13 protein-coding genes and 1 other annotated feature (1 of these 14 cut by a window edge) are annotated in these 17,158 nt (G+C 43.2%); of the genes, 7 read left to right on the top strand and 6 right to left on the bottom strand.

The genetic code is table 11. The features are described 5' to 3' along the window. Positions 1-96: 96 nt before the first annotated feature. On the top strand, positions 97-1,401 hold the full coding sequence (murC, locus tag ACIQXU_RS03065) for a UDP-N-acetylmuramate--L-alanine ligase (protein ID WP_402874880.1): 1,305 nt from the start codon (positions 97-99) through the stop codon (positions 1,399-1,401). A gap of 69 nt (positions 1,402-1,470) precedes the next feature. On the opposite strand, the gene ACIQXU_RS03060 is transcribed toward murC, so the two are convergent. Next, positions 1,471-2,583 (bottom strand): aminopeptidase, encoded by a 1,113-nt coding sequence (locus tag ACIQXU_RS03060; RefSeq protein WP_402874883.1) that lies wholly within the window; start codon positions 2,581-2,583, stop codon positions 1,471-1,473. A 224-nt stretch (positions 2,584-2,807) separates the two neighbouring features. Between ACIQXU_RS03060 and ACIQXU_RS03055 the strand changes: the two genes are divergently transcribed. The 3 genes from ACIQXU_RS03055 to ytxJ all read left to right on the top strand — a co-directional run bounded on the left by ACIQXU_RS03055 (position 2,808) and on the right by ytxJ (position 4,390). Then, positions 2,808-3,317, top strand: a complete 510-nt coding sequence (locus tag ACIQXU_RS03055) for a DUF948 domain-containing protein (RefSeq protein WP_402874888.1) — start codon at positions 2,808-2,810, stop codon at positions 3,315-3,317. A 47-nt stretch (positions 3,318-3,364) separates the two neighbouring features. Beyond that, entirely contained in the window at positions 3,365-3,946 is a 582-nt protein-coding gene (locus ACIQXU_RS03050) for a YtxH domain-containing protein (RefSeq protein WP_402874890.1), read from the top strand. A 117-nt stretch (positions 3,947-4,063) separates the two neighbouring features. Further along, entirely contained in the window at positions 4,064-4,390 is a 327-nt protein-coding gene (gene ytxJ / locus ACIQXU_RS03045; protein WP_402874895.1) for a bacillithiol system redox-active protein YtxJ, read from the top strand. Positions 4,391-4,459: 69 nt separating this feature from the next. Here ytxJ and ACIQXU_RS03040 read toward each other — a convergent pair whose 3' ends face one another. After that, positions 4,460-6,601 (bottom strand): cell division protein FtsA, encoded by a 2,142-nt coding sequence (locus tag ACIQXU_RS03040; protein ID WP_402986631.1) that lies wholly within the window; start codon positions 6,599-6,601, stop codon positions 4,460-4,462. A 244-nt stretch (positions 6,602-6,845) separates the two neighbouring features. On the opposite strand from ACIQXU_RS03040, the gene ACIQXU_RS03035 reads away from it, so the two are divergent. Both ACIQXU_RS03035 and ccpA read left to right on the top strand, forming a co-directional pair. Beyond that, on the top strand, positions 6,846-7,922 hold the full coding sequence (locus ACIQXU_RS03035) for a bifunctional 3-deoxy-7-phosphoheptulonate synthase/chorismate mutase (RefSeq protein ID WP_402874901.1): 1,077 nt from the start codon (positions 6,846-6,848) through the stop codon (positions 7,920-7,922). A gap of 342 nt (positions 7,923-8,264) precedes the next feature. Beyond that, positions 8,265-9,266: a catabolite control protein A gene (gene ccpA / locus ACIQXU_RS03030; RefSeq protein WP_402874904.1), complete on the top strand. Its 1,002-nt coding sequence runs from the start codon at positions 8,265-8,267 to the stop codon at positions 9,264-9,266. A 92-nt stretch (positions 9,267-9,358) separates the two neighbouring features. Here ccpA and ACIQXU_RS03025 read toward each other — a convergent pair whose 3' ends face one another. The 3 genes from ACIQXU_RS03025 to ACIQXU_RS03015 are packed head-to-tail and all read right to left on the bottom strand — an operon-like array spanning position 9,359 to position 11,841. Beyond that, the gene (locus ACIQXU_RS03025; protein WP_402874974.1) at positions 9,359-10,537 is read right to left on the bottom strand and encodes an acetoin utilization protein AcuC; all 1,179 of its coding nucleotides are present in this window, start codon (positions 10,535-10,537) and stop codon (positions 9,359-9,361) included. Then, positions 10,530-11,180, bottom strand: coding sequence for an acetoin utilization AcuB family protein (locus ACIQXU_RS03020; RefSeq protein ID WP_402874907.1), 651 nt, complete (start codon positions 11,178-11,180; stop codon positions 10,530-10,532). The genes ACIQXU_RS03025 and ACIQXU_RS03020 overlap by 8 nt, the downstream gene beginning before the upstream one ends. A gap of 28 nt (positions 11,181-11,208) precedes the next feature. Then, entirely contained in the window at positions 11,209-11,841 is a 633-nt protein-coding gene (locus ACIQXU_RS03015) for a GNAT family N-acetyltransferase (protein WP_402874910.1), read from the bottom strand. 326 nt (positions 11,842-12,167) lie between these two features. Between ACIQXU_RS03015 and acsA the strand changes: the two genes are divergently transcribed. Next, positions 12,168-13,886 (top strand): acetate--CoA ligase, encoded by a 1,719-nt coding sequence (gene acsA / locus ACIQXU_RS03010; protein ID WP_402986628.1) that lies wholly within the window; start codon positions 12,168-12,170, stop codon positions 13,884-13,886. Between the two features lie 88 nt (positions 13,887-13,974). Here acsA and ACIQXU_RS03005 read toward each other — a convergent pair whose 3' ends face one another. After that, a complete protein-coding gene (locus tag ACIQXU_RS03005; RefSeq protein WP_402986625.1) occupies positions 13,975-16,863 on the bottom strand; it encodes a transglycosylase domain-containing protein in 2,889 nt (962 codons plus the stop codon). Positions 16,864-17,003: 140 nt separating this feature from the next. Then, positions 17,004-17,158: a binding site (T-box leader), on the top strand; it runs 64 nt beyond the window's last position.

Genomic DNA, 17,158 nt, shown 5'->3' with positions numbered 1-17,158 from the left:
AAAAGTACAATTCGAGCAAGTTTTCGTAATGAAAAAACAAATAAACATGACGTCATATACTGTCATACAGATAGACGATTGGTGGAGGTTCGTTATATGACTGCTTACCATTTTGTGGGTATCAAAGGTTCGGGAATGAGTGCGCTTGCTCAAATATTGCATGATATGAATATTCAAGTGCAAGGTTCCGACTATGAAAAAGAATTCTTTACACAAATAGCGTTAGAAAAAGCTGGGATAAAAATCCTTCCTTTCAACGAGGAAAACATTCAGCCTGGAATGACCATCATTGCAGGTAATGCGTTCCCGGATACCCATCCGGAAATCGTGAAAGCAATGGAACTTGGTTTACCAGTGATACGTTATCACCGTTTTCTTGGTGATTTCATGAAGACCTTTACAAGTGTTGCCGTTACCGGGGCACATGGTAAAACGTCGACTACAGGCTTGCTGGCCCATGTCATGGGTGGTGCCAAACCAACATCCTATCTGATTGGGGATGGAACTGGAAAAGGAATCGTGGATTCTACTTACTTCGTATTTGAAGCATGTGAATACCGCCGTCACTTCCTTTCTTATTATCCTGATTATGCAATCATGACGAATATTGACTTCGATCATCCAGATTACTATGCCAATGTGGAAGACGTGTTCGAGGCATTCCAAACGATGGCCCTACAAGTCAATAAAGGGATCATTGCATGCGGGGACGACGAGCATTTACCGCATATTCAAGCAAAAGTACCGGTCATTTTTTACGGATTTGCGGAAGGAAACGATTTTCAAGCGAAAAATGTTTCCGTCACTCCGGAGGGAACGACATTTGATGTGAATGTGAGAAACACGTATTACGATACTTTCTCCATTCCGACTTTTGGCAAGCATAGTGTGTTGAATGCTTTAGGTGTCATTGCACTGTGTAAATATGAAAACCTGGATACGGAAGCCGTGAAGGCTCAGTTACTCACTTTTGAAGGCGTAAAACGCCGGTTCTCCGAAAAGGAAATGGAGAGTCAAATCATCATTGATGATTATGCCCATCATCCTACAGAGATTTCAGCAACCATTGACTCAGCGCGTCAAAAATATCCAGAGCGTGAAATAGTAGCGGTCTTCCAACCGCATACTTTCTCAAGAACGCAAGCATTCCTGGATGAGTTTGCCGACAGCCTGAATCTAGCCGATAAAGTATACTTATGTGAAATCTTTGGATCTGCCCGTGAACATCATGGAAAACTATCGATTGAAGATCTTCAGGAGAAAATTCCTGGTGCCGAGCTTATTACAGAGGAAACAACAACGCAATTACAAAAACATAAAAACAGTGTAGTCCTATTCATGGGTGCAGGGGATATTCAAAAATTCCAGGCTGCTTATGAGGAGTCGCTGCAAGTTAAATGAAAAATGACCAACCCATAAATGGGTTGGTCATTTTTTATGGAATCACAAGCATGATCTGCTTGAAGTAGGTCATTTTAAATTTTCTGGATTTAATGATTCAAGTTCAGGTAGAACAAAGCGTCCATCTTTTCGGATCAGCACATCGTCAAAGTAAATTTCCCCACCGCCGTATTCAGGGCGCTGGATATTGACTAAGTCCCAGTGAATACTCGAATGGTTGCCATTAAAGGCGTCATCATAACATTGTCCAGGGGTGAAGTGAAAACTTCCATCAATTTTCTCATCAAAGAGGATATCTTGCATCGGATGTAGAATATAAGGATTTACACCGATAGCAAATTCACCGACATAACGGGCGCCTTCATCTGTATCAAAGATTTTGTTGATGCGTTCAGTATCATTGGCCACCGCTTCAACAATTTTTCCATCCTTGAATGTTAACTTCACGTTTTCGAAAGTAAAGCCCTGATAAGGAGATGGAGTATTGTAAGAAATGACCCCATTAATCGAGTCCTTAACAGGTGCTGTGTACACCTCACCATCAGGAATGTTCAGTTCACCTGCACATTTGATGGCTTTAATGTCCTTGATGGAGAAAGATAAGTCTGTTCCGGGACCAGTTAAGCGGACTTTATCGGTCTTATCCATCAAATCAACAAGGCTATCCATGGCTACGCTCATTTTTCCATAATCGAGATTGCAGACTTCGAAATAGAAATCTTCGAAAGCTTCTATACTCATTTTGGCTAATTGAGCCATAGAATTCGTCGGGTAACGGAGCACGACCCATTTCGTTTTCGGAACGCGGATATTTCTATGTACTTTTCCGATCGTTTGCCCATGAATCGCCATTTTGTCTGCGGGCACATCGGATTGCTCATTGATATTATCTCCGGCACGAAGCCCGATATATGCATCCATCTGGCTCATCACGTTCGCTTCGAATTCACCCATCATCTTGTATTGTTCTTCCTGTGCACCCATTAATAAGGCGCGATCCACTTGATGGTCCTTTAAGAGGACGAATGGGTACCCATCAGCTGCATACGCTTCTTTTACAAGGGCGTTGACCAGTTCGCGTTGCAATCCAAAGTTTTCTATCAAGAGTTTTTCACCCTTTTGGAGTTTCACTGAATAATTTATCAGATTATGTGCAAGTATCTCGATTCTAGGATCTTTCATGTAGAATACCTCCAATATTTAGTTTTATTATTCTATCATACCTGATTAGCTGTAGAAATTTCATCCATTGGTCCCAATTAGTCGAAATTTTTCGCTATCAATATTTCCAAAACAGGTATAGATAGGGTATATTCACAAATTAAATACGTTTATAATAACGGGGAAGGGGTAATTAATAACTAAACAGTTACTAAATATGTCGATTTTTTTTCGGAGGTGTTCCAATGGAGATCATATTATACGTAAGTGCTGCAGTGGCAGCAATCGCTTTCCTGGTCCTTGTTATCTTCTTAACAAAGGTACTCACATCACTACAAACTACCTTGGACAGCGTGGCCCGGACGCTGACGGGACTTGAAAGCCAAATGCAAGGCATAACGGTTGAAACTACCCAGCTACTACATAAAACAAACTCGTTAGCAGAAGACTTGCAACAGAAATCTGAAAATCTGAACACAGTGGTGGATGCAGTGAAAGATGTAGGGACTTCCATCTCTAGCTTCAATACATCCGTCCAAAAGGTTTCTAATAAAGTGCAGGCAGAAATCGATAACAACCAAGAACGAATTTCCCAAATCGTTCAATGGAGTAACGTGGCCATGGAAATCCGTGATAAATGGAAGGCCAGGAACAAGCAAACCGCTCCAACTGCATATGAACAGGCAGAGATAGAAAGAGAAGCACTTGAAACAGATAACCTACCTAAAAAAAGGTTTTTACGATCTAGATCTTAACACCAGGTAAATAAAAAAAATTCCCAATTTTGAAAGGAGAATGTTACATGACGCAAAAAGAATATCCTACAAGCGAATATCAAAAATCATACGAGGAAGCACGCGATTCCATCAATTCGAAGGACTTCATGATCGGCGCCTTGATCGGCGGAATGATCGGAGCGGCTACAGCTTTATTCATGGCTCCGAAAACAGGCAAGGAATTAAGAAATGATTTCAACGAACAAGCTAAGAGCCTTTCCGAGAAAACAGAGAAGCTAAGACAAACCGCGATGGAAAAAGGTACGGTTTTGGCTGATACCGCTAAAGAAAAAACAGGAACGGTTACTGAATTGGTTTCTAGTAAATCTTCAGATATCGTCAATAAAGTGAAGAACCTAAAAACGGGCAAAGAAGAAAATGGCGATGCAGCTAATGATACTACGAACTCAAGCAATAAGGATATTGATGTAACGGGAACTTCCGATTCGAAAATCGTATCCGTTGAAACCAATATGCCTGAAAGTAAAGACAATAAGTCAAAAAATACACAAGCCGACCCGACTAGCGGAAACAAAAATACGGCAAAGCTAAAATTAGATGAAGCAAAAAAAGCTTTTGATGAAACCGAAAATAAATTAAAAAAATAATGTATGCTTCAATCGCTCAATATTTGCGAAGGTATGCACAATAATTGTCAAAAAAGACGATGAAGTGGTACGATGACTTCATCGTCTTTTTTCTGAAATCGAAAGGGGTTAATACACATGACACTTACTAAAATCGAAACGGAACAACAATTCAATGAGCTCGTAACGGAAGATCTTTTTTTACTTTTTAAGCATAGTGTTACTTGCCCAGTCAGTGCGGAAGCTTTTGAGCACTATCAAAAGTTCATCGCTGAACACCCGGAGTTAAAGACGGCCTACTTGGCCGTGCAAGAAGCGCGTCCGCTTTCCAACCATGTGGCGGAAACTTTTGAAATCAAACATCAATCCCCCCAAGCCATCCTATTTAAAAATGGCACGCCTACATGGAATGAATCCCATTGGAGAATTACAGAAGATTCTCTAGGCAAAGCAATCTCTCAATAAATGATGAAAGGCAGGCGTGTTGTTGAATCAACATGCCTGCCTTTTTCATTTCATGAGACTGTTTCTATGTCAACTAGTGGTGGGCCAAAGGATTCTTAATTGGTCACCGGGGGCAAGTTCATCGTGAAAAGTAGTTTCCTGCTCATTTTTAATGAGAATGAATCGGCTATTCCCTGTGGTAGGCATAAAGATTTCAACATGACGGAAAAGGTCTTGAAAGATAAAAGGTTCCAGCTTATGTTCGATCATACTGAGGTCATCATTTGGCTGGATGATGTCCGTATCTTTCAATCGCTCGTCACCGCGTCTGAATTCTGCCAGATTTTTAGACAGAATGACTTGTTTGCCTTCAAAAAAAACAGGGACGTTGTGGGTATGCTGGATTTGTAAAGCTTCCATCACCTCTAATAAAGTAGGAGGGGCTGGATTTATCACTTCTAATTCATCGCCATCTTCAAAGGAGTACGTCCGTTTTGTTGCCAGTCCATTTTTGCTGATTTTACCCGTCCACGAGGGAAGCTGAATGGACTTTCCGTTCAATTTAATAGATAACGGTTCAAGGCAAGCAAGAAGTTCGGATAAGTGAAGTTCTTTGATCAACTCATTAATCGTTACTGGTATCCTGCAAGTTATTTGATCATGATCCTCGATTAATTCATGGATGGAGGCAGCTTTGCCATTTCTGGTAATGGAGGCTTCGATGGTATACTCTGTACCGTTAAGGATCACGGTTTTTCTAGGGATATCATCCAATACATCGAGTATGCGCAAAATGGCCGGTTCACCGTCTTCCCCTTTTGAGGTTACGATGACGTCTTCATCCTTCACTTCATCATCTAAAGAAGCTTCCGTTCCGTTTAAGGTAATCACCGATTTCTTTCCATGGTTTCCGGGAAGGGTAAATTGATTTCCGTTGATCGTGACGATTTTGGCCATGCCGGGTTTTCCATATAAAGAACTCATCTTAATACCTGCTGTGAGCAGGCAATCCCCCACTGTTGTTCGTTTCATATCAAACAAGCGGATGGGGTGCCCGTCAACGGTGATGCTCATGTATTGAATCGGGTTTTTATCGGCAGCAATGGCAATCCCAATCGGTGTTACCAATTCAGGCCCTTTTTGGATTTCAGACGAAATGCCAAGGTTCTGGATCGCATCGACGCCCCGGATTGCCACACGGTTACTTGGCAAGTTTAGTTTTTCAGCTAAAAGCCGGCATAATTCCGGTGTTTGGCTTCCACCTCCGACAAGCATCACCGCTTTTGGTGAACACTCATTATTCAAGGAGAGAATTTCTAAACGGATGGCTTCAGCCAACCTATCGAGTGCAGGATGAATATGTTCGATGATATCACTCTTGGCAATCTCGGTGGAAAATCCAAGAATATCAGTGACCGTTATCGAATCTTGATCGAGCAATTCCCTTTTCGCCTTTTCTGCAAGAGGGAAGTCCAGGAGCAGGTAGTCACTTATGGCCTCGGTAATTTCATCCCCAGCGATTGGTACCATTCCATAAGCGATGACGGTCCCTGAATCGGTCAAGGCTATATCGGAAGTCCCCGCCCCTATATCGATCAAGGCGACGTTAAGGCGGCGCATGGAGGCCGGGATGAGGACATTGATGGCCGCAATCGGCTCAAGCGTAAGAGCCTGCATTTCCAATCCCGATCTTTTCAAGGCAGCTAAAAGGGATTCCACAACGACCTTGGGCAGGAAGGTGGCGATGATCTCAACTGACGCTTCTTCCCCGCTCTGATCGATCAGGCTTCCGATTTCCTGTCCATCGAGGCGATAGTATAAAACCGAATAACCAACACAATAATAAGTGGAACGCGAGTCTGATTGTTCTGCCACGGTCGCCTGGGCTTCCTGGACAGCACTGAATTCGAGGTGAAGGATATCCTCATGTGTCAGCATCGGTTTCCCAACTATATCGACAGACGTCTTCGCCCGTTCGGTTTTTAATGCCCTACCGGCTGCAGCGACAGAAACCTTTCTTAGGGGACCGTGAGTTTCCTCCAGTTTGCCCTTAATGTGAGAGATGACTTTAGCCACAGCTAGAACATCATGTATTTGACCGTCCAGCATGGCCCGCTCCGAATGCTCTTCTGATAGAATATCGATAATATTATAGCTTTCCTGTTCTTTTTCTAATATAATTCCTACAACGGAACGCGTTCCAATGTCCAAGGCAAACAGTTTTTCGTGCATCAGTGACACCTTCTTTTATGTAATATATTACTTTAGTACTTAAAAGCGTTTAATTAATAAAGAAAAAAGTAGTGACATTTACAAGAATTTCATTTATAATTGTTTTTAATTATACATGAATTATTATAAAATTTTCATAGCTTAAATTATCGATTGAAATGAGTGAAAATTCGAACAGGTAAAAAGTACGGGTTTTCCATCGTGAAATCGTTGATATTTTTAAAATCGAAGGGATGGATTTGGAATGAGCAATAGAGAGCTTGATGGATTGCGTAATCAATTGGATGATGTAAACCTTCAGTTATTGCAACTGATTAATCAACGGGCGGGACTAGTACAGGAAATCGGCCGCGTTAAAGAAAAACAGGGCGTAAACCGCTACGATCCAGTCCGTGAAAGAATCATGTTGGATCTTATTGAAGCGAATCATCAAGGTCCTCTTGACCTAGGTTCGATTAAACATATCTTCAAGGAAATCTTTAAATTAGGCTTAGAACTTCAAAAAGATGATCAGAAGAAGACGCTTCTTGTTTCCAGAAAACAAAAACCGGAAGATACAATCATCGACATCAAAGGTGAACTTATCGGGAACGGGATTCCTAGTTTCGTATTCGGTCCATGTGCCGTGGAATCTTATGAACAAACGGCTGCAGTTGCTGAAGTCATCAAAGCAAAAGGCCTGAAGCTTATGCGTGGTGGTGCATTCAAACCGCGTACATCGCCATACGACTTCCAAGGACTTGGTTTAGAGGGATTACAGATCCTTAAGCGGGTTGCAGATGAATATGGTTTGGCAGTCATCAGTGAAATCGTAAGTGCAAATGATATGGAAGCAGCGGTTGAACATATCGATGTCATCCAAATCGGTGCACGTAACATGCAAAACTTCGATTTATTGAAAGCGGCAGGTGCCGTAAACAAACCAGTCCTTCTAAAACGTGGACTTGCAGCTACGATCGAAGAATTCATCCATGCAGCGGAATACATCATGTCGCAGGGTAATGGAAACATCATCCTTTGTGAACGTGGTATCCGTACGTACGAAAAAGCAACAAGAAATACGCTTGATATTTCTGCTGTTCCGATCTTGAAACAAGAAACGCATTTACCTGTCATGGTGGATGTAACCCATTCTACCGGACGTCGTGACCTTCTTCTTCCAACGGCTAAAGCAGCTCTTGCCATTGGTGCAGATGGAGTGATGGCGGAAGTTCATCCAGATCCTTCTGTTGCTTTATCTGATTCTGCACAGCAGATGGACTTCAAGCAATTTGATGATTTCTATAACGAAATTAAACGATTGAACTGGGTAACGGTTTAAGAAAGAATATTTGAAATATATGTACATTCGGCCCTTACCATCTTGGCAAGGGCTTTTTTTAATGGTAAAATACTTGTTTTTGCAGAAAAAGTCCTGAAAAAGACACTATTGGATTGCAGGAAGCATTCTACTATCGTATGATAAGTTAAAAGATGAGGACTGTTCTGAGTTAGAATCATACATAATGAAGATATCTATATAAGCTATGCTTATATAAAAATTAATAGAAAGACTTCCGTTAACCGATTAATTTTCCGTATAAGAAAAATACGTATAATAGAATCTTCTTTGAAATATTTGATGCTTTATTGGAAAAAATGAAACAAATGGAGGAATGTAATAATGAATAATATAACCATTTATGATGTGGCCCGCGAAGCAAATGTTTCGATGGCCACCGTTTCTCGCGTAGTAAACGGGAATCCGAATGTTAAACCTGCGACAAGGAAAAAAGTCGCAGATGTGATTAACCGGTTAGGGTATCGCCCTAATGCAGTGGCACGTGGGCTAGCCAGCAAGAAGACAACGACGGTAGGTGTCGTGATTCCGGATATCTCCAGCATCTTTTTTGCGGAGTTGGCACGTGGTATTGAAGATATAGCGTCCATGTATAAATACAATATCATTCTCAGCAGTTCTGATGAAAACATAGATAAGGAATTTCATTTATTGAATACGATGCTAGGTAAACAAGTAGATGGTATCGTATTCATGAGTGGAAACATCACGGACGAGCATGTCAAGGAGTTTAAGAACTCACCGGTTCCCATCGTATTGGCCGGTTCCGTCGAAGAAAGCGGGCAAGTGCCATCGGTCAATATTGATTATGAAGCGGCAGCATTTGATGCCGTGATGTCCTTTGCCAAAAATGGCCACAAGCGAATAGGTTATGTGAGCGGGAATCTGTCCGCGCCTATTAATGAGAAGAAATTAACTGGTTACAAACAGGGATTGAAAGAAGCGGGGCTTTCTTTCGATGAAAGTTTACTGGTGGAAGGCGATTATACATATGATTCAGGAATTGAATCATTTGATAAGTTTCTTGAAGCCGAAGATCGGCCGACAGCAATCATAGTCGGAGCCGATGAAATGGCACTTGGCATCGTTCATGCCGCTCAGGATAAAGGGTTTAATGTACCAGGGGACTTTGAGGTAATCAGCTTCGACAATACACGGTTAACCTTGATGGTCCGCCCGCAGATCACGACCATCGTTCAGCCTTTATACGATATCGGGGCCGTATCCATGAGGTTGCTAACTAAATTGATGAATCAGGAATTGGTGGAGGGGCAAGAAAAAGTGATTCTGCCGCACCGCATCGAAAAACGTCAATCAACGAAATAATCCAGTATGAGAGTGTCCTTATGGGCACTCTCTTTTTCATAAGGTGAAACTTGTCTTGAAATGGAGACTGGAAACACTCTTTTTTTGGCCATTTAATCCTCCGTGCTGGTGGTCGTTTGTCTGTTAGAACGGATGGGGTAGAGCGCTTTTTCGAGCGTTTGGGCATTTTTCTCGGTAATGGCCGGCTTCCGGGGAATGGGTTCATAAATATCCTGTAGGTCATCCCACTCATCCGGAAGGGTCACAGGAGCCTCAGGCTGCCACGTGTCGATCCATTCCCTTGATAAGGGTCCAGATATATCATTATTGGTCATTTCGAGCCAGACCCTGGACCAGGCGCGTGGTACGACGCGCCAGATATCGTAGCCACCGCCACCGACGGCAATCCAGCGCCCCTCACAATACTTATGGGCCATTTCATGCGCTAATTTCGGGATTTCCCTATAAATCTTCATGGTAGCCGACAAGTGGGTGAGTGGGTCATAATAATGAGAATCAGCACCGTTTTGCGTCAAGATGACGTCTGGCTTAAAGAATTCAATCACTTCCTTGAATGCGGCTGTATAGCATTCGAGCCATGATTCATCTTCCGTGAATGCATCCACCGGGATGTTGAACGAATAGCCATAGCCTTTGCCCTGCCCCCGTTCATTGATATTGCCTGTACCGGGAAACAAATAGCGTCCCGTTTCATGGATGGAAAGGGTGCAGACTTCAGGGTCATCATAAAAGGACCACTGTACACCATCACCATGATGGGCATCCGTATCGACATAGAGGACGCGTGCACCATATTTTTTTTGTAAATATTTAATCGCGACCGAGCTATCATTATAAATGCAAAAGCCTGAAGCTTTGCCTCGAAAACCATGATGGAGCCCCCCGCCAAGGTTAAGGGCATGTAGGGACTGACCAGTCATGACGGCATCCACCGCCGTAAGGGTTCCGCCAACAAGCAGGGCACTTGCTTCGTGCATATTAGGAAAGATGGGGGTATCTTCTGTACCTAAACCATAGTTTCCCGCTTTTTCGGGAAGAAGCTTTCCCTGTCCAGCCAGTCTGACAGCGTTTACATAATGCTGGTCATGAACCAGTTGTAATTCCTCATCGGTCGCCATTCGCGGCTTGATGATCTGATCTTCACGGATGGCATGGTGTTTTTTTAGGAGGTCCAGCGTGAGCTGAAGCCGTTTTTGATTGAATGGGTGCTCGTCATTGAATTTGTAGGTCAGCAATTCATCGGAATAGACAAACAAGGATTGATCAGTCATGAGACGCACCTGGCAGGCAAGGCCATAAAACGGTATAGCCTTCTTTCTTTAAGTCTTCCACGACCATGAATGGATTCATGGTTTGTACCCGGACAACGAGAATCTTGTAATCGGATTCATCTTTTTCGGGATAGACAAGCGTGCTCAGAATGTTCGCTTTGCGCAATTTGAAGATGGAGGTAATGTCGTGTAGCGTTCCCGCCGTATTGGGAATCCTGATTTCAATTTGGGAACCGGGCTGATTGACTCCCGTCAGTTCAACGAAAGAATGAAGCAAATCAGTTCCGGTTATGATGCCCACTAACCTTTTTTCCTTTAGGATGGGAAGACAGCTGATGTTATTTTCACAAAATACGGCACCAATCTCTTCTACAAAGTCCAGGGGATGTCCTGTGATGATATCGGTTTTCATGATACTTCCCAGTGATTTTTCTAAATCCTTTTTGTATTCTTCGGTGCGGAAAATAGAAGGAGAAGCGTCTCGTATGTCACGGTCACTAACTAATCCGACGAGGTGAAAGCTTTCATCGACAATTGGGATATGGCGAATCCGTTTCTCTTTTAAGATTAAGACAGCACTATGAATGGTATCTGTTGGTGTTAAGGCAATGACATCTTCATTCATTATTTTTTCAACAATCATACGTAGTTCCTCCTCTTTACTCGCCTCTTTAATACATGAAACGATTCATGAATCGTAATTGGTCAAACTTTTCGATGGACTCCGGAGGCACTCTCTTTCCTATACGCGCCATCAGGCAGTTTGCTGGATGTGAACTGATTTCCGGGTCATCCGTTGCATAATAAACCAGCCCGCCAGCACTCATCATTTTTTCCATGACCTTTCGATAGTCCCAAACGTTCAATCCCGTCCCCCTCAAGTCCCAATGCCAATAATATTCAGTCGTGATGATAATGAAGTCCTCTACCGAATCATCCTCCGTAGACAGCTGAACTAAATTCTTTCCTACAGCGGCACCACGGTATTTGGGAATGACTTCAATTGCACCAAGCTCGATCAGGTCATCCATCTTGATTTCTGACCAGCGCTCCAATGGGTCGGGATATAGATAGGTCACATAACCAACGATGGTCCGTTCCTCGCGGGCTATAAAGATTCGGCCCTCAGGTAAATCGGCGATTTCAATCAATGCCTTATGCTGTTGTGCAGGAGGGCGAAAGGCGACCAAGTCTTCATGAAAATCGTATCCGGCCATCATTTCTCCGGTTAGCGGCCCTTCAATCAGAAGTGTTCCGCTTGATGTCTGGAGTTCTTTTTTGTAATAGGTCTTGCTATATTCCATTTCTTCACCACCCTAGTAAAATACCAATCTTGTATACTAATTTATCCAAAAAGATGGAAACCTTACATAAATTATACATAAAAAAAACAAGTGACAAGATGATGAAAGCTCTCTCATTTTTGAACCTTTTGTTACAGTTGAGCCTGAAGAATGAAAGGATAAAGCCATTCCTAACTAACTATACCAAGATTTACCCTGAATGTTCAAAAATATAAAGAAATATTTTCCTTGAATTTATAAAAAAGGTAAATATTTTAAAAATTGAGAAAAATAGTTTTTTATACTATAATAAGAGCTATAAAGCAAAAAGAAGGGGGATTATTTGTATGAATATGAAAGCGCTACCAGCAGTGCAGGGCAATTATAATTTATTGAATTACGATGAGAAGTACAAGCATTTTGACTGGTCTGAAACGGAGAAGGAATTCTCCTGGTCCGAAACCGGAAAAGTGAACCTTGCTTATGAAGCCATTGACCGACATGCTGAGACATACAGAAAGAATAAAATCGCCCTTTATTTTAAAGATGAAAAAAGAAACGAGAAGTATACCTTTAAGGAAATGAAAGAATACACAAACCAAGCGGCCAATGTATTTCAGAACCTTGCTGAAGTGAAGAAGGGAGACCGCGTTTTCATTTTCATGCCACGGTCCCCGGAACTTTATTTTGCGTTGCTCGGTGCAATCAAAACGGGAGCTGTCGTCGGGCCACTATTCGAAGCCTTCATGGAGGGGGCGGTGCGGGATCGCCTTGAAGACAGTGAAGCGAGCGTATTGGTGACGACACCTGAATTGTTGCCTCGTGTACCGGTAGACGACCTGCCCCATTTAAAACATATTTTCTTAGTGGGGGAGAACATCCAGGAGGAAGGGAAATACCATAACTTCAATAAAAAAGTAAAAGAAGCCGACAAGCACTTTGACATTGAATGGGTGGATCGTGAAGATGGATTGATTCTTCACTACACATCCGGGTCAACGGGTAAGCCAAAAGGGGTGCTTCATGTACATAATGCGATGATCCAGCATTATCAAACGGCTAAATGGGTCCTCGATTTACAGGAGGATGACGTGTATTGGTGCACAGCGGATCCCGGATGGGTGACAGGGACGTCCTATGGTATTTTCGGACCATGGCTAACCGGTACTTCAAATGTGGTCGTAGGTGGTCGTTTCAAGCCTGAGTCATGGTACAAGACGCTTGAGGAATTCGGGGTTTCGGTCTGGTATAGCGCACCGACTGCCTTCAGGATGTTGATGGGGGCAGGGGATGAGATCGTCAAACGTTTCGATTTGGGTTCACTTCGTCATGTCCTTAGTGTAGGGGAGCCGTTGAATCCTGAAGTGGTGCGTTGGGGAATGAAAGTATTTAATCGACGCATACATGATACGTGGTGGATGACGGAGACTGGCGCCCAGCTTATCTGTAATTACCCCTGCCTGGAAATCAAACCCGGTTCGATGGGTAAACCGATTCCAGGCGTGGAGGCGGCTATCGTGGATGATCAAGGAAACGTACTGCCTCCACATCGAATGGGGAACCTTGCTATTAAAAAAGGGTGGCCATCCATGATGAAGACGGTCTGGAATAATGAGTCGAAGTTTGAATCGTACTTCATGCCAGGTGACTGGTATGTATCAGGGGACTCTGCCTTCATGGATGAAGAGGGATTCTTCTGGTTTCAAGGTCGTGTCGATGACGTCATCATGACAGCTGGTGAAAGGGTCGGTCCGTTTGAGGTGGAAAGTAAGCTGCTTGAGCATCCGGCCGTTGCGGAAGCAGGGGTCATTGGAAAGCCGGATCCAGTCCGTGGCGAGATTATTAAAGCATTCATTGCTCTCCGTGATGGGTATGTTGCGAATGATGGATTAATAGATGAAATCCGGCAATTTGTGAAGCATGGGTTGGCGGCCCATGCAGCACCTCGTGAAATCGAGTTCCGTGATAAGCTTCCTAAGACCAGAAGCGGTAAAATCATGCGTCGTGTCCTGAAAGCTTGGGAACTGGATTTGCCGACTGGTGATTTATCATCCATGGAAGACTAAAAGTGCTACATTATCAATCAATCTACAAAAAAAGAGGCAACCGGAAACTTCCCGGTTGCCTCTTTTTCAGGTGGGAAGCAGGGGTGTTTCATTCCTCTTCTTCCGCTATATCCTTTTCGTCTTTATCAGTAATGTCGTGATCTTTATCTTTTGTATCTTCTTTTTTTTCGTCTTTTTCTTGATCGCTGGAATCAGTTTCCGTATCCTTCTTATTCACGAAGGTGCTCGACTTTTTAGCGACAGTCTGAACGCTTTGTGATGGAGCGGATTCTTTCCCGACAATGTCTACAGCGGTTACGTAATAAGAACCTCCATCAGCACCTGCCGTATAGACCAAATCTGAACCGGCACTGATGCTGGCGACTTTCTGTCCATTACGGTAAACGCGATAGCCAACCACATCTCCTTCAGGATGGAGACCCCAGGTAATGGTCGTATCAGTCACCGTGACGGAAAGGGGATCGGGCACTTTTCCATTATCGTTGAGCGTCGCACTTGTACCCGCGATATCTCCCCATTTCTCGCCACCTGGTATCAAGGCGCCGGGATCATCCACGTATTTTAATCCGATTTCATCAATGGACTTGGGATCCAACATAAACCCTCCACTTGTGAATTCACTTGGTGTTTCTGAAAGGGCAGCATAACGTCTGCTTCCGACTGAAACATATTGACCATCTATCAAACTAGCGTCGCCTTTAGCGGGGACTTGGTTTGAAATGAATAAGTCTGTCTTAACAAGCCCTGCTTTTTGACAGGAGTCTGATGGCAGAAGTCCTGTGGCTGCACAGAAGGAACGACTGACGATTCCCCCAGGCATTTCAAAGCGTTTGTCAGGATCCACCAGCTTCGAATCCACTTCATAGGCAGCATTCATTAAGTCGGCCCAATAATAGATATTACGGTTATTGTACTGGAGGCCATTGTATGTTCCTTGCAAAGATTTAGGTGTATCATAACCAATCCAAGTGCCGAACGTCACATTCGGGTTAGTGGCTACGAACCATGCATCCTTATAATCCTGTCCGGTCCCGGTCTTGCCAGCCCAGTCACTGGAGAAGGCAAGGCGGTTTTTGACGGAAGCGGCCGTACCGCTGTTTACGACATCCCTCATCATATCAAGTGTCAAGTAGGCAGCCTGTGGTGAGAAAACTTCAACTGGCTTCACTTTATGTTGGTAGATGACTTCGCCGTCTTTGGATTCGATTTTATCGATCATGTAGGCATCGATGAATTCACCCGAGTTGGCAAAAGTGGTATAGGCATTGACATTTTCTTCTACGGTTACGCCATTTGTCATTGCGCCCAAAGACAGGGATGGATTGCTGTAATCGGATTTGGATAGGCTTGTGAAGCCCATTTTTTCTAAATAGGAAACAGGATTCTGGTTAAGAATTTTCATATAAAATAGCGCGGTCGGGATATTATACGAGTTCTTTAGAGTCTCCCGGGCTGTCGCTATACCAGTAAGGCTTCCACCGCCGTAGTTCCTAGGCTTCCATAACCTTCCGCTTCCATCCGGTATGGAGACAGGGACATTGGACGTCACGCTTCCTGGTGAGATCTTCCCGAGATCGATGCCTGGGCCAAATACGAGAAGCGGCTTCATCGTCGATCCATTTGGGCGGAGTGCTGCGGTTGCATGGTTGGTCTGTTCCCGTTTAAAGTCCCGTCCGCCGACAAAACTGATGATTTTACCTGTCTTGTTTTCGATGAGGACGGCACCAGTCTCAACCGGTTCCTGAACGATTTTCGATTCTTTCGTATCGGGATCGATGATGGTTTGGTTTTTATCATATCCGAAGTTCGGGTAGTTTTTCGTCACTTTCTGCATTTTATTATAGATTTTCTTATTGATGGTCGAATAGATTTTATAGCCGTTTTGACGCAAGTTTCGATCTGCTAGCGCTAGGTATTGCTCGTGCAAATCATCATTTTTTAAATCTTTTTCTTCATATCCATCTTCTTTTGCAAGGTAGACTGATAGGATATCGATAGATCGTTTTTCAATTTCATAGGTAAGCCATGGATATTTCTCGGTAGGTAATGTTTTCTTGCCAATAAAGTCTTTTGTGATATCGTATGTTTTGGCTTTTTCGTATTGTTTCTTTGTTATGTATCCGTTGCTGTGCATCCTTTTCAATACGGTTTTCATCCGGTTGATGCCTGGTTCGAGATCATCCTTGATCTCTCCCTGTTGCGTATAGGGAGTATAGCCAAAAGGACTTTGTGGCAACCCGGCAATGAAAGCAGATTGTGCGAGATTCAAGTCTTTGGCGTCTTTACCAAAAATCCCTTCCGCTGCTGCTTGGACACCAGCAATGTTTCTGCCTGATGAATTTCTTCCCAAAGTGGAGACATTTAGGTAAGTCTCTAATATCTCTTCTTTTTCAAAGAACTTTTCCACCCGGAGTGCTAGTAAAATTTCTTTTGCTTTTCGTTCGAAGGAGACTTCGTTTGTCAACACTTGGTTCTTGATGAGTTGCTGTGTTAACGTGCTTCCCCCGGATTGGACGGCTGCGTTCGAAAATTCTTGATAAACCGCCCGGAGAATCGCTTTTGGTACAACGCCATCGTGTTCATAAAAGTACTCATCTTCCGTAGCGATGACGGCATTCTTCAGGTGATCGGAAACTTTATCGATGGACACTTCTTCACGCTCAAGATCGCTTGTGAGCTTGCCTAGATATACTTTATCTGCAAAATATATCTCAGAGGTCTCTTCATAATTATAAATATCCTTTTTTAAATCTTCTTTTGAGCGCACTGGCTCATCCTTGACGAGGGCAGCGAAATAGCCGGCTCCAACACCACCGGCGAATGAAAAGCCTAGAATTCCAACAATAATTACGATCAATGTCAAATTCCAAATCACTTGGTAGGAAACTCTGGCATTCCTTATTGTTTTTTCACTTTTGAAAAATCGGTTCACTTGTTTCCATGCCGATTGAATTCTATCTTTTTGATTATTATTCATCGTATCAACCCCCTGAAATCACATATATTATAGCATATAACACCTAGGTAAAAAGGAAACTTCTACATTTTTCTGGCTTCAGCTAGGGTGCTGTTGACAATGTACGGCAGGTATGATAAAAATTTAGTATTATCTTTATTGAATTAGCGATGATAGGACCCAGTAGTTAAGCTATCCCTGTTTTAGAGAGCCGGTGGTTGGTGAAAACCGGTACAAATAGTGAGATGAATTACTTCCTTGAGCATTTGTTGTGAACCTAAATTAGTAGCGACAAACGGGCGACGACCGTTATTCG

Origin of the sequence: Peribacillus sp. NPDC097284 (assembly GCF_044761765.1) — a bacterium.
GTDB lineage: Bacteria > Bacillota > Bacilli > Bacillales > DSM-1321 > Peribacillus.
Note: the sequence above shows the minus strand (reverse complement) of the source record. Positions and strands in the feature narration are given on the sequence as shown.

What these genes read in the sequence shown, in the direction of transcription:
- murC (WP_402874880.1), top strand. Translation starts at nt 97, where the DNA reads ATGACTGCTTACCATTTTGTGGGTATCAAAGGTTCGGGAATGAGTGCG.
- ACIQXU_RS03060 (WP_402874883.1), bottom strand. Translation starts at nt 2,583, where the DNA reads ATGAAAGATCCTAGAATCGAGATACTTGCACATAATCTGATAAATTAT.
- ACIQXU_RS03055 (WP_402874888.1), top strand. Translation starts at nt 2,808, where the DNA reads ATGGAGATCATATTATACGTAAGTGCTGCAGTGGCAGCAATCGCTTTC.
- ACIQXU_RS03050 (WP_402874890.1), top strand. Translation starts at nt 3,365, where the DNA reads ATGACGCAAAAAGAATATCCTACAAGCGAATATCAAAAATCATACGAG.
- ytxJ (WP_402874895.1), top strand. Translation starts at nt 4,064, where the DNA reads ATGACACTTACTAAAATCGAAACGGAACAACAATTCAATGAGCTCGTA.
- ACIQXU_RS03040 (WP_402986631.1), bottom strand. Translation starts at nt 6,601, where the DNA reads ATGCACGAAAAACTGTTTGCCTTGGACATTGGAACGCGTTCCGTTGTA.
- ACIQXU_RS03035 (WP_402874901.1), top strand. Translation starts at nt 6,846, where the DNA reads ATGAGCAATAGAGAGCTTGATGGATTGCGTAATCAATTGGATGATGTA.
- ccpA (WP_402874904.1), top strand. Translation starts at nt 8,265, where the DNA reads ATGAATAATATAACCATTTATGATGTGGCCCGCGAAGCAAATGTTTCG.
- ACIQXU_RS03025 (WP_402874974.1), bottom strand. Translation starts at nt 10,537, where the DNA reads ATGACTGATCAATCCTTGTTTGTCTATTCCGATGAATTGCTGACCTAC.
- ACIQXU_RS03020 (WP_402874907.1), bottom strand. Translation starts at nt 11,180, where the DNA reads ATGATTGTTGAAAAAATAATGAATGAAGATGTCATTGCCTTAACACCA.
- ACIQXU_RS03015 (WP_402874910.1), bottom strand. Translation starts at nt 11,841, where the DNA reads ATGGAATATAGCAAGACCTATTACAAAAAAGAACTCCAGACATCAAGC.
- acsA (WP_402986628.1), top strand. Translation starts at nt 12,168, where the DNA reads ATGAATATGAAAGCGCTACCAGCAGTGCAGGGCAATTATAATTTATTG.
- ACIQXU_RS03005 (WP_402986625.1), bottom strand. Translation starts at nt 16,863, where the DNA reads ATGAATAATAATCAAAAAGATAGAATTCAATCGGCATGGAAACAAGTG.